Annotated in this window: 10 protein-coding genes; 2 read left to right on the top strand and 8 right to left on the bottom strand. The window is 70.4% G+C overall.

What is annotated here, in order from left to right; all coding sequences use genetic code 11:
- Positions 1-81: 81 nt before the first annotated feature.
- From GTZ93_RS39580 to GTZ93_RS39565, 4 genes are all read right to left on the bottom strand, one after another.
- Positions 82-1,602, bottom strand: a complete 1,521-nt coding sequence (locus GTZ93_RS39580; protein ID WP_161663327.1) for a Ppx/GppA phosphatase family protein — start codon at positions 1,600-1,602, stop codon at positions 82-84.
- A gap of 118 nt (positions 1,603-1,720) precedes the next feature.
- The gene (locus GTZ93_RS39575) at positions 1,721-2,308 is read right to left on the bottom strand and encodes a hypothetical protein (RefSeq protein WP_139917108.1); all 588 of its coding nucleotides are present in this window, start codon (positions 2,306-2,308) and stop codon (positions 1,721-1,723) included.
- An 85-nt stretch (positions 2,309-2,393) separates the two neighbouring features.
- Positions 2,394-3,329, bottom strand: a complete 936-nt coding sequence (locus GTZ93_RS39570) for a DUF3396 domain-containing protein (RefSeq protein WP_161663326.1) — start codon at positions 3,327-3,329, stop codon at positions 2,394-2,396.
- A complete protein-coding gene (locus GTZ93_RS39565; protein ID WP_161663325.1) occupies positions 3,326-4,099 on the bottom strand; it encodes a hypothetical protein in 774 nt (257 codons plus the stop codon). The genes GTZ93_RS39570 and GTZ93_RS39565 overlap by 4 nt, the downstream gene beginning before the upstream one ends.
- A gap of 268 nt (positions 4,100-4,367) precedes the next feature.
- Between GTZ93_RS39565 and GTZ93_RS39560 the strand changes: the two genes are divergently transcribed.
- Positions 4,368-5,381 (top strand): serine/threonine-protein kinase, encoded by a 1,014-nt coding sequence (locus GTZ93_RS39560; RefSeq protein WP_249349098.1) that lies wholly within the window; start codon positions 4,368-4,370, stop codon positions 5,379-5,381.
- Positions 5,382-5,391: 10 nt separating this feature from the next.
- On the opposite strand, the gene queF is transcribed toward GTZ93_RS39560, so the two are convergent.
- Positions 5,392-5,757: a preQ(1) synthase gene (gene queF / locus GTZ93_RS39555; RefSeq protein WP_120577584.1), complete on the bottom strand. Its 366-nt coding sequence runs from the start codon at positions 5,755-5,757 to the stop codon at positions 5,392-5,394.
- Positions 5,758-5,958: 201 nt separating this feature from the next.
- Here queF and GTZ93_RS39550 point away from each other — a divergent pair, with 201 nt between their 5' ends.
- Complete coding sequence (locus GTZ93_RS39550; protein WP_120577585.1) at positions 5,959-7,863, top strand: ATP-binding response regulator; 1,905 nt, start codon at positions 5,959-5,961, stop codon at positions 7,861-7,863.
- A gap of 51 nt (positions 7,864-7,914) precedes the next feature.
- Here GTZ93_RS39550 and GTZ93_RS39545 read toward each other — a convergent pair whose 3' ends face one another.
- Genes GTZ93_RS39545 through GTZ93_RS39535 form a run of 3 tightly spaced genes read right to left on the bottom strand, consistent with a single transcriptional unit; the run spans position 7,915 to position 11,924 of the window.
- The gene (locus GTZ93_RS39545) at positions 7,915-8,760 is read right to left on the bottom strand and encodes a carbohydrate deacetylase (RefSeq protein ID WP_257979088.1); all 846 of its coding nucleotides are present in this window, start codon (positions 8,758-8,760) and stop codon (positions 7,915-7,917) included.
- A complete protein-coding gene (locus GTZ93_RS39540; RefSeq protein WP_139917101.1) occupies positions 8,690-9,712 on the bottom strand; it encodes an extracellular catalytic domain type 1 short-chain-length polyhydroxyalkanoate depolymerase in 1,023 nt (340 codons plus the stop codon). The genes GTZ93_RS39545 and GTZ93_RS39540 overlap by 71 nt, the downstream gene beginning before the upstream one ends.
- A 10-nt stretch (positions 9,713-9,722) precedes the next feature.
- Positions 9,723-11,924 (bottom strand): serine/threonine-protein kinase, encoded by a 2,202-nt coding sequence (locus GTZ93_RS39535; RefSeq protein ID WP_139917099.1) that lies wholly within the window; start codon positions 11,922-11,924, stop codon positions 9,723-9,725.
- Positions 11,925-12,094: the final 170 nt, after the last annotated feature.

Raw genomic sequence — 12,094 nt, 5'->3', positions numbered from 1 at the left:
GGACTCTGGGCACGGCGGTGGGGCCGGGCAGGACCGGCGCCGCGCTCCCTCCACTGGAGAGCGGGCGGAGAGGCAGTGGCCCTATCGCCCGGTCGAGTGGACCTGGATGGCGAGCCGCTTGCCGAACACCTTGCGGAAGGAGGCGACCTCGCGCTCGACGTTCCACAGCTCCAGGTCGAGGGGCTGGCGGGCGTGCAGGTGCAGCGTCACCGCCTCGCGGCCGTCCGTCACCTTGAAGTCGCGGATGGGCTGGTGGTGGCTGTGGTCCAACGCGTTCGCCAGGCGCAGCAGCGTGGCCAGCTTGCGCACGCGGCGCGCTTCGGACGGGGTGAGCCCGGCCATGCCGGAGTGGGACAGCTCCGGCGGGGAGCGCCGGTGGTAGCGGGCGACGCGCGCGATGATTTCACGCTCGCGGTCCGCCAGGCCCGGGATGTCCGCGTTGTGGATGAGGTAGTACGTGTGGCGGTGGTGGCGCTCGTAGCTGACCGCCGTGCCGATGTCGTGCAGCAGCGCGGCGACCTCCAGGTGCGGGCGCACGGACAGGGGCAGCTGGTGCAGCGAGGCCAGTCCGTCGAAGAGGGCCAGGGACAGGCGGGCCACCTGGCGGGCGTGCTTCTCGTCGAAGCGGAAGCGCTGGCCCATGACGATGGCCGCGTCCGCGAGGCTGTGGTCCTCGCGCGTTTCGTCCTGGCGGTAGAGCAGGTCCACCAGCAGGCCGTCGCGCAGGCCGCGGTTGACGACGCTGACGGACTCCACGCCCAGGTGGCGCGCGACGCCCTCCAGGATGACGGCGCCAGAGACGATGATGTCCGCGCGGCGCGGGTCGAAGCGCTTGCGGCGGCGCTCCGGCGGCATCTTCGCCAGGGCCTCCACGGTCTGGGTGAGCTGTCGCACGGTGGCATTGCCTCCGTTCTCCGCGGCGGCGAAGCCGACCACGGCGCCAATGGTGCCGGACGAGCCCAGCGCCACGCGGGGCAGGGCGGGGAGCTTCTCCGGGAGCGTCTTGTGGAGCGTCTCCTCCACGAAGCTGCGCATCAGCCGCAGCTGCTTGGGCGTCACGGCGCGCGCGGTGTCGAACACCTCCGTGAGGCGCACGGAGCCCAGGGAGAGGCTCCAGAGCTCGTCGGGCTTCTCGCCGGTGGCGATGGCCACCTCCGTGCTGCCTCCGCCGATGTCCACGAGGAGCGAGCGGGTGTTGGCGGGCTTCCTGTGCAGCACGCCCAGGCAGATGAGGCGGGCCTCCTCCTTGCCGCTGACGACCTCCAGCTCCAGGCCGGCCTCCTCGTGCACGCGGCGCACGATGTCCTGCTGGTTGCGGGCCTCGCGCAGGGCGCTGGTGGCGACGGCGCGCACCTGGGCCTTGTGGCGACGGCAGAGGGCGGCGTAGCGGCGCAGGGTGGACAGGAGGCGGTCGGCCGTCTCCGGGGGCATCTCGCCGGTGGTGAAGACGCCTTCGCCGGGGCGGATGGGGTCTCGCTCCTGGTGGAGGGTCTCAAGCGAGCCCTCGGCGTCCGGGCGGGCCAGCTCCAGGCGCACGGCGTTGGTGCCCACATCGATGGCGGCGAGGACGGGAGTCGGGGAGGGACGGGCGGGGAGGGCCATGGGCTCGCGGGCGAAAACGCCTGAAGGGGCACGGTCCTTCCGGGCCGTGCCCCTCAAGGTGGGGGCGACTCCTAGCGTAGCCGTGTGACAACCGTGTGGCGTTGGTGAAGATGGGGTTTCAGGGGGGCGAGGCGCCGGATTCATCCAGGGCGCCGTCGGCGCGGATGCGGCGGGAGCGCTCCTGGAGCTCACGCCAGTTGGCCTCGTACTGATCGCGGGCCGTCTTCCAGACATGCCCGCGCGCGTTGCGCAGGTTCTTGAGCAGCTCGCCGGAGTTCTTCAGTCCGCGCGTGATGAAGTCGAGCTCCTCGCGGGTGAGGAGCGAGTCCTCGGCCCGGCTGCGCTTGTGGGCGGCGACCCATCCGTCCATCTGCGCGCCCAGCTCCTTCAGCTCGGCTTCGCGCTGGCGGCTGTAGCCTTCGCGGAGCTCTGCCCACCGGGTGCCGGCGCGGTCCAGGTGCTCACGGAAGCGGCTGTGGGCCTTCTCCGCGCCGGCCTTGACGCGGTCCCAGTCGCGCTGGTCCGCGCGGCGGAGCGCCTGGATCTCGCGGTTGACGTCGTCGTTGAAGGCGCGGGCTCCGGTGAGGACATCGAGCGTGTCCTCACTGTCGGCCAGGTCCGCCTGGGCTTCGATTTCACGGAAGCGAGCGGTCGCCTCTCGCTGCTCGGCTTCCATCTTCTGGATGTATGCGTCCTGTTCCGTCATGGCGTCCTCCCAGGCACTTGGATGGAAGAAGCATGGGAACGTTCACGGGACGATGCAGGGCGGAGGGGAACGGGAGGTGGAGCGCTCAGTCGAGGAATCGGCGCTGCCAGCGGCGCGTCATGGTGAAGAAGTCGGAGTCCTCTGACCTGGCCTCCTGGTACAGCCAGGGTTCGAGCACGCGCGCGAGTTCCCGGTAGGCAGGCAACGTCTGGCCCTGTTCGGTGTCACCGGCCTCCGGCCATGGGCCCAGCGTGACGACAGCCCGGTCTGGACCTAGTGCTTGCACGGTGGTGTCCGGCGCGTGCAGCCGGGAGCGCAGGCCTTCCACTCCACCCAGTTCATGGAGGACCGGTGGACCCAGGAAGTTCATCCATGCCGGGGCGCGCACGCGGGTGCCCAGGTCCCGGGCCACATCGTCAAATTCCAGCACGTCCATGGCTGGATGGCGGAAGCTCAGTGCCTTCACCTCATCTCGGACGACAGATGCCAGGGGCTCGCCGTTGAATGAAAGGCCCGCATGGCCCGAACCGAAGGGGAGGACACCGGCAATCTCAATCGCCAGTGCTCGGAAGCGCTCGGGACCCTGGGCCTCCAGGAACTCCGTGGGAAAGGTCAGTCGCAGTGCGCTGACAGCGTCCGGCCAGTAGAGGTCTTCGGGGGGGCGATCGAGCGCGTACCCCACGTAATGGAACTTGTACCGGTGGCTTTCAGTGGGAGCGTCCGAGGTGGGGGCGCCCAGCAATTGAAGATGGCTGACATCTCCGTCGTGAAGCCTGTGATGGATGTGCTGCCAACTCTCCGTGTCGAGTGTCTGCCACTGGCCGTCGAGATCTCCATAGAAGCCTAGGGCGTCCTTTCCAATGGCCTTCCGATAGAGGTCGAGCGCCCGTTGTATCCGAGGCTTCAAGGCGTTGTGTGCTTGCGGCATGAAGAGACACAACTGGATGCCGTCACGCACTGCGAGGAGATCCGCCTCGAAGTCACTCCTGATGTAGAGCCGAACGCGGGGCAGGCTTGTCATCGGAGGATCCCCCATCTGGGAATGACGCGAAGAACCTGTTCAGGGCCTAGATTGAAGGCGTCCATATAGGTGTTTTTCTGTGTCGGATCGGTGGGCGAAGCGCTCTTTGAAAGGGGCCGCCACCCGGGCGCGGAGGTCGTGGCGGCGTTCGAACAGAAGAACTTGAAATCGTAGACCATGCTGACTCGGATGAGGTCACCGGTGTGGATGACAACGTCCGGTGAGACCGTCCCCTTCAGCTCGTACAGGAAGCGGGGTTGCTTGAGCAGTTCGACTTCTTCGTTACTCAAGGGCGTGAAGGTGCCGGTGCGTTGAGCAGGTCGGTAGGTCGGCTCGATGCTGAAGCGTCCTGGAATCACGGCCTCCAAGCCCTCTCCGGCGCACGCCAGCGCCACGGCGTGCATCTGTTCCCCCAGCCAGATGGCGCGGGACACGGTCTCACCCCGCGCATTGCGAACCAGCTCGTTGCACTGCGCGACCGTAGGGTCCTTCCCATCCTGGTACCGGAACAACACCTCCGACCGTGCATCATCCGCGCATTTCTTCAGCACGGACTCCACTGCCTGTTTCGCCTCCGCGTCCAGGGCCAGCTTCGCCCCCGCCATCAGCGTGGCCACTTGCGCCGCGCGTGGGACGGGCATGACTGACTCCGGCCCGGTGCACAGCGCCGGCTGGGTCCGGCAGGTGTTCGACACCGAGTCCATGCCCTGCTGCGCATACGTGCGCGGACGTGGCCCCGCGCAGCCGCTCAGCCCCACCGCCACGAACACCCACAGCCAATCCGTCCGGCGTCCCAGTCCCATGTCGCCATCCTGCCAGTCCCCGCGCCACAGGTAGGCCCCCTGGCGTGAGACAGCGACACCGCGCCTTTCCACCACACCTGTGCGAATCCACCTCGCCAGGGAGGGCCCATCGACGCATGAGACGTGAATCGATACCCTGCGACCCGTGACCGTCGCCGCCGCAGAGAAGAGTGAGAGGATCCGTCACCGCAAGATTGGCGCCTGCCGCGTGCTCGGCGAGCTGGGCCGCGGCGGCATGGCGCTGGTGTATCGCGGCCTGCACGAGCTGCTTCAGCGCGAGGTCGCCATCAAGGAACTGCTCCCTGAAGGCCAGCGCGACCAGGAGGCCCTGTCGCGCTTCCGCCGCGAGGCGCTGGCGCTCGCCGCCTTCCGCCACCAGAACATCGTCACGCTCTATGACCTGGTGGACAAGAACGACAGCCTCTTCATGGTCATGGAGTACGTGGACGGGCCCACCCTCCACGGCCTCATCAAGGACGGCCCGCTGCCTCCGGACGTCGCCGCCGTCATTGGCGCGCGCATCGCCAGTGCGCTCGACCACGCCCACTTCCGCCGCATCATCCACCGCGACCTGAAGCCCGCGAACGTCATGCTCACCAAGTCTGGTGAGGTGAAGCTCATGGACTTCGGCATCGCCAAGGACGTCAGCCTCGAAGCCCTCACCCAGCAGGGCATGGCCGTGGGCACGCCGTCGTACATGTCCCCGGAGCAGGTCACCGGCGCGCCTATCGACGCCAGGACCGACATCTTCTCCCTGGGCGTGCTCCTCTATGAGGCCCTCTCCGGCACCCGCCCCTTCGTGGGCAAGACGGCGGGAGAAGTCTTCGCCCGCATCCGCGACGGCAAGTTCACGCCGCTCCAGAAGGTGGCTCCGAACGTGCCGCCGCCGCTCGCGCGCATCGTGAAGCGCGCGCTGTCGGTGAAGCCGGAGGCCCGCTTCCCGGACGCCGCGGCCATGCGCCGCGAGCTGGACCTGTTCCTCGCCCACGAGGTGCGCGTGTCCCACCCCGCGCTGCTCGTGGCCTTCCTGCGCTACCGCGAGAAGCTCACGGAGACGGAGGCCCTGGCCCACCTCACCCAGCAGGAGCTGGGCGTGCTGGACGTCTTCGCCACGAAGAAGCCCAAGCGCGCGCCGAGCAAGCTCAAGTGGGTGCTGGCCGCGCTCACCGCCGGCATCGCGGCGGCGGGCACCGGCCTCTACCTGTCCCAGTCCCAGTGGGCGCCGCTCCTGGAGCAGCTCACCCGCTGAGAGGCACCGCTCAGGCCTGCTGCTTCTTGTCGTGCGTGACGGTGACGATGGTCCCGATGCCGCCGCGCACGAAGAAGTCACCCACCACCGTGAGCTTGCGCGGCTGGATGGCCTTGATGATGTCGTCCGCGATGGTGTTGGTCACCTTCTCGTGGAAGGCGCCCTCGTTGCGGTAGGACCACATGTAGAGCTTCAGGCTCTTGAGCTCCACGCACAGCTGATCCGGCACGTACTTGATGGTGAAGCGCGCGAAGTCCGGCTGGCCCGTCAGGGGGCACAGGCAGGTGAACTCCGGCACGTCGAAGGCGATCTCGTAGTCGCGATCGGCGGCGGGGTTGGGGAAGGTCTGGATTTCTTTGGACGGCTTGGAGGACATGCGCTGTCGTGTAGCACACGTTCGGCGCGTGTCACCGCCCTGCACAACGTCGCCTCCCTGGCTGCCAGGTGACGGCTCTGTTCGGGTTCCAACGTGCCGCGGCCCTCCGGGACAGGAGAACGTCCGGGGGCGGTTGGCGATCATGCTCGGGGATTCCTATCTCCCTCCGGCGACCCCTGTAGCGAGCGCGTCCCGCCCCTCATGCTGCCACCCAATGACGTCGAGGATGTCCTCTCGTGCCTGCCCCAAGCGCTCCTGCGCGTGGGTCCTGACTTGCGCGTCCAATGGTGCGAGGAGGGCTTCGCGGCCAAGACGGGCGTGACGCTCTCCCCGGGCGGCACCCTGCTGGAGGCCCTGGAGCCCGGCCGCAGCCTGGATGCCCTGGAGCGCGCCATCCGCGAGCACCGGGCCCACTCCGGCCATGTCATCACCCGCACGCTCCGGCAGGTGCGTGTGCAGGTGAAGCCCACCCACACGAACGGCACGGCCGGGGCGTGGTTGGTGATGGAGCCGTCCGGCGTGGACGACGAGGGAGCATTTTCACAGGCCGTGCGGGAGATTGCCCGCGCGGTGGGTGAGTCGCTGGAGGTCGACCGCGTCTGCTCGGCCGCCGTGGTGTCGCTGGTGCGGTGTGCCCAGGTGCGGCGCGCGGAGGTGTTCCTCTACGAAGAGGACGACGCGACGCTCAAGCGCATGGCGGTGTCGGACCTGGAGGGCCTGGACGCGCCCCAGGACGCGTTCGACCCGTCCGAGGACCCCTACCGTCAGGCCCTGGCCCTGCGTCAGCCGCAGCTGGGCATCCAGCGTGGCTACGGCGACGCGGTGGGCTCCGTGTTCGCGGCGGTGCCGTTGTGCGCGCCGCGCCGCACGGTGGGGCTGCTGCTCATCTACAAGGAACAGGGCGCGTCCTTCTCCGTGCGCGAGCTGGAGATGTGGAGCGCGGCGGCCAGCCAGCTGGCGGTGGCGGTGGAGAACGCGCGGCTCTTGCGCGAAGCCCAGTCCGCCCTGCGCGTGCGCGAGGAGTTCATGTCCATCGCGTCGCACGAGCTGAAGACGCCGCTCACGCCGCTGAAGCTGGGCCTGTACTCGATGGAGCGCCGCATCGCCGCGGGGCAGCCGGTGGCGCTCTCGAGCGTGCTCAAGTCCAAGCGACAGGTGGACCGGCTCGCGGGGCTGGTGGAGGACCTGCTGGACGCAAGCCGTCTGGAGCTGGGCCGGCTGGCGCTGGACTCGTCTCCGCTGGAGGTGGGGCAGCTGGTGGCGGAGGTGGTGGACCACTTCCGGCACGCCTTCGAGCGTCCCTTCACGGTGGACGTGCCGCACGACGGCGTCTGGGTTTTGGGCGATAGAGATCGGCTGGAGCAGGTGCTGGTGAACCTGCTGGAGAACGCGCACAAGTACAGTCCGGCGGGGGCGCCCATCGCGGTGCGGGTGGGGCGCACGGGCGAGTCCGCGCGCATCCAGGTGCAGGACCACGGCATCGGGATTCCGGGCGCGGATCAGGCGCTGGTGTTCCAGCGTTTCTACCGGGCGCGCAACGTGTCGCACCGCAACTTCGGTGGGCTGGGCCTGGGCCTGTTCATCAGCCACTCCATCGTGAAGATGCACGGCGGCGCGCTGGCGCTCCGCAGCCGCGAGGGCGAAGGCTCCACGTTCCTGCTGGACCTGCCGCGCATGCCCGCGCACGAGGTGCGCAGGCTGCCCCGGCGCGTGCTGGTGCTGGACGAGGACTCGAGCCAGGAGGCCACGGCGGAGCGCACCCTGAGGGCGGAGGGCTTCGAGGTCTTCACCGTGCAGAGCGGCGCGGAGGCCCTGCGCAAGGCGACGCACCTGCCGGTGGACCTCATCGTCCTGTCCACGAGCGCCACGCAGTCCCCGGTGGGCAGCTTCCTGGAGACCTTCGCCACGCTGCCCCGCGCGCGGCCGGTGCCCATCCTGCTGGCGGGGGATGCGCGGCCGTGGTGGGCGCAGGAGAACGCCGCGCTGTGTCCCCGGCCGTACCGTCCGGAGGAGCTGCTCGCGGGCGTGCGCACCGTGCTGACGCGCGAGAAGCGCCGGACGCTGACGCCGGTGGAGTCGGAGCTTCCGCTCGTCACGCCCGCGTGAAGCTGCCCGCTCGGAGGACGCTGACGCCGGTGGAGTCGGAGCTTCCGCCCGTCACGCCCGCGTGAGCGGGGCCTCGTGCAGGACGCGGTAGTCCTTGGGGCGCACTCCCGCTTGTTCCAGGGCCGTGCGCGAGTGGGCATCCACGAAGGTGGCCCGCTCCACTTCTCGCTGCACGGCGTAGCGGGTGGTGACGAGCTCGGGCAGGTGGCCTGGGTGACACATCCACTCCGTGACGCCTTCGGTGGGCAGCGCCGCCAGGGCCTGGGCGAAGCGCTCCGGGGTCCAGTACGCCGTCGCGCCGGACTCGCCCACGAAGTGGTCGTTCGTGGCCACGCCCCGGGCCCGCAGCGCGCCGCGCATGTCCGCATCGATGGAGCGCACCGGGAGGCCCGCGCGCCTCGCGACGCGTGACAGTCCCTCCAGGACCTGGGGATGCCGGTGCAGGTGCTTGTGCACGTCCAGGTGCGTGGCGGCCTGGCCCAGCAGCCGCTCCAGCCGCTCCAGTTGCGCGAGCGCCTCTGCCTCCACCACGTCCACGGGAAGCCCATCCACACGGCTGCCGTCGAGGCCTCCATCCACGGTGCACCACTCGCGTGGGAAGCCCGGGTCCACGGGCGCGCCCCGGTCCAGGTTCAGGTGCAACCCGATGGCGAGCCCCCGGGCCTGCCTCGCGGCGGACTCGGAGTCCGGCGCGTTCACCAGCAGGGTGGCGGAGGAGACGACGCCCTCGCGCAGTGCCTGGAAGATGCCCCGGGTGATGCCCGGGTCGTAGCCCAGGTCATCGGCGTTGATGATGAGTGCGCGGGGCGGCGTGGCCTGGCCTCCTTCAGGGGCGGGGTCGTGCCTGGAAGAAGCGCCACATCTGCAGGGACGCGTCCAGGTCCGGCGTGCCGCCATTGTAGAAGGGCTGGCCGGGCCATGCATGCTTGCCGCCGGTGACGGTGCACAAGCTCGCGGTGGCGCTCTCCGGCTTGCAGCCCGTATACGCCACGCAGGTGCTGTTGCCCTGCTGATACGTCTGCTGCTGGGGCCCGGTGCAGCCGTTGGACTCCGCGAAGCGCCGCACGGACTCCGACGCGGACGGGTAGGGCCTGCCGCCGACGACGGTGAGGTTCTCGCCTCCGTCGTAGTAGATGGATTCGTCAGCGGTGCCGTGGAAGTGGAGCACGGGCACGGGGCGGGACGGGCGGCAGTCCGGCAGTCCCACCATGCCCGCGACGGGAGCGATGGCGGCGATGCGCTGGGCGCGCTCGCAGGCCAGCCGGTAGGAGAAGAAGGCACCGTTGGAGAAGCCGTTGGCGAAGACGCGGCGCGGGTCGGTGCACACGCGGGTGTCCAGGTCCGCGAGCAGCGCGTCCACGAAGCCCACGTCGTCCACGTTGGCAATCTGCGCCGGGCCACAGCACGCCTCTCCGTTCCATCCCCGCGTGTCCGCTTCGCCCCGGCCGTAGATCTCCGGGAAGTTGAGGCCGCGCGGGTACACCGCGATGAAGCCCTCCGCGTCGGCCAGGGTGGAGAAGCCGGTCAGCGCCTCCTGCTCCTGCTCGGTGGAGCCGAAGCCGTGGAAGCTGAGGACGACGGGCGTGGGCTTCGTGGCGTCGTAGCCAGTGGGCACGTGGACGCGGAAGGCGCGGGTGTGGCCGCCTTGCTCGACCGTCCAGTCGTAGGTGCCAGGCGTCACGGTGAGGCCCAAGCAGGCCGTGCGGTCCGCGGGGGGCACGTCCCCCGCCGAGGTGCCCGGAAGGTCCGTTTCTTCGTCGGGCGGGGTATTGGATTCGTCCGTGGATCCGCACGCCGTGGCGGTCAGCAGCAGGCTGGACGCGGCGAGGGCGAGGAGGCGAAGGCGCATGGGGAGGAAGCTAGTTCCCCGTGCCGCACTCCGCCGCGAGCGCCTGCGCCCGGTCCGGGAACTTTTCCGCCAGCGTACGTTTCACCTCGGCCACCCGGGCGGTGTCGCCTTCGTGGACGTGCAGTTGGCAACGCGCGGTGAGGGCGCGGGGATCGTCCGGGGCCAGACGCTCGGCCTCCCGGTATTCGCGCTCGGCGCCGCGCAGGTCGCCCTGCCGGAAGAGGACGGCCCCCAGGTAGGAATGGGCCACCGCGAGCGTGGGGGCCTTGCGCTGCGCGCGCTTGAGCAGTGCGACGGCGTCGTCCAGCTTCTCCTGGCGGAAGCGCACGAAGCCCAGCTCCGCCAGGGACGCGGCGTCGTCGTGCTGGCGCGTCCAGGCGGACAGCACGGTGGCGGCCTCGTCCAGCCGGCCTCCTTGCGACAGGAGCTGGCCGTAGCGGGGAGCGACCTTCGCGGAGCCCGGCGCCTGCGCGTACGCCTTCGCGAGCGCGGTCAACGCCCCCGGCACGTCACCCTGGAGGGCCCGCAGGTCGGCCAGGGCCAGCGGTGCGCGGACGTCCTTGGGGGCCAGGGCGGTGGCCTCGTCGATGGCGCGTTCCGCGCGCTTGCCCATGCGCAGCTCGGTGGCGGCGCGCGCGGCGAGCAGGTGCGCCTCCGCCTCCTTCGGGAAGCGAGTGGTATAGGCCTCCGCCAGCGCCAGGGCCTGCGGGTGGGCGCCCGCGGCGAGCAGCAGCGCGCCCGCGCGAGCCAGCTCCTCGGCCGTGGCGCGCACGTCCTTGCCCAGCCCGTCCAGCGCGGACACCTTCGCCTCCGCCGTGGTCGCGGCTTCGGCGGCGGCGATCCGCGCGGGGGGCGGCATGTCCGGGCGCCGCAGGTACCACGTGGCCCCCGCGCCCAGTCCGCCCAGCACGAGCACGCCCCCGACGATGGCCAGGGCCTTGCGCGACCGGGGAGCGCCACGCGAAGCCGGAGCGCGAGCGCCCGCCGGAGCTTCGCCGCGCCCCTTGCTACCGGACGCCGGGGCCTGGAGTTCGCCAGAGGCCACTCCGTGCGTGGCGCCCTCCGCCGGGTAGCCCGAGGTCGCGACGGGGATCTCCGCCGTCACGGGCCGGGTCGAACCGCGAATCGACACGGTGTGGGTGCCCAGGGGCGGAAGGGGACGCGAGGCCGTCGGAGCGGAGACCGGCGGAGGCACGGGCCAGGACGGGATGCCCTGCACGCCGAACGGTGGGAGCACGTCCATGCCGGGGGTTCCATCCGCGCCTGAATTGGATGGATCCGCGAGCCTCGCGTTGCGCAGCGCCAGCCGCTTGGGGTCCCGGTCCGGCGGAAACAACGTGTCCAGGTACACGGCCACCTGCGCCGGCGCGGCGACCTCCGCGTGCCCGCCCAGCATCTCGATGGCGGCGATGAACGTCTGCAGGCTGTCGAAGCGCGCCTCCGGGTCCTTCGCGAGCGCCTTGAGACACACGGCCTCCAGCGCCTGCGGCACGGACGGGTCGAACGTGGTGGGCGGCTTCGGCCTTCCTTCGGAGATGCGCGTGAGCACCTCGTCGGTGGACATGCCGGTGAAGGGCCGCCGGCCGCACAGCTGCTCGTAGAGCATCACCCCCGCGGCGAACAGGTCCGCGCGGTGGTCCACGCTGCGGCCGGCGATCATCTCCGGCGACATGTAGAAGAACTTCCCCTTCAGCGTCCCGGGCTCCGTCCCCGCCCCCAGCGCGTCCGCCTTCGCGATGCCGAAGTCGATGACCTTCACCGCGCCGTTCGCCCCGACGTGGATGTTGTCCGGCGTGAAGTCGCGGTGGACGATGCGCAGCGGCCGGCCCGCCTCGTCCACGGCGCGATGCGCGGCGTCCAGCCCCCGGCACGCATCCACCAGCACGCGCAGGGTGATGCCCAACGGAACGCGCTGGCCTCGCTCGGCGGCCTCCTGCCGCACCTCCGCGAACGAGCGCCCCTCCAACAGCTCCATGGCGATGAAGGGCTCCCCGCCCTCCATGCCCAGCTCCAGGATGGACACCACGTTGGGATGGCGGACCTGCGCGGTGATGCGCGCCTCGTTGAGGAACATCTGCACGATGCGCCGGTCCGCGACCAGGTGCGGCATCAGCCGCTTCACCGCCACGGCCGGGCCGCGCTGGCCCTCCAGGCTGATGGCGCGCGCCAGATACACCTCCGCCATGCCGCCTGTCGCGATGCGCGCGCTCAAGCGGTAGCGGCCTGCCCATGAAACGCCGGGTTCCGACACCAAGATATCGGCAGTCTACGGGCCCGAGCCCCCGGCGCCCAACGCCATGACGCGCTGCCTGCCTGCCTGGCCTCGGCCAGCCCGGACATGCCCACCGTATTGGACCGGCCGGGACGACGGGTGTGGGTGCA

It is taken from the genome of Corallococcus exiguus (genome assembly GCF_009909105.1).
Taxonomy (GTDB): Bacteria; Myxococcota; Myxococcia; order Myxococcales; family Myxococcaceae; genus Corallococcus; species Corallococcus exiguus.
This window is presented reverse-complemented; position numbering and strand designations above follow the sequence as displayed.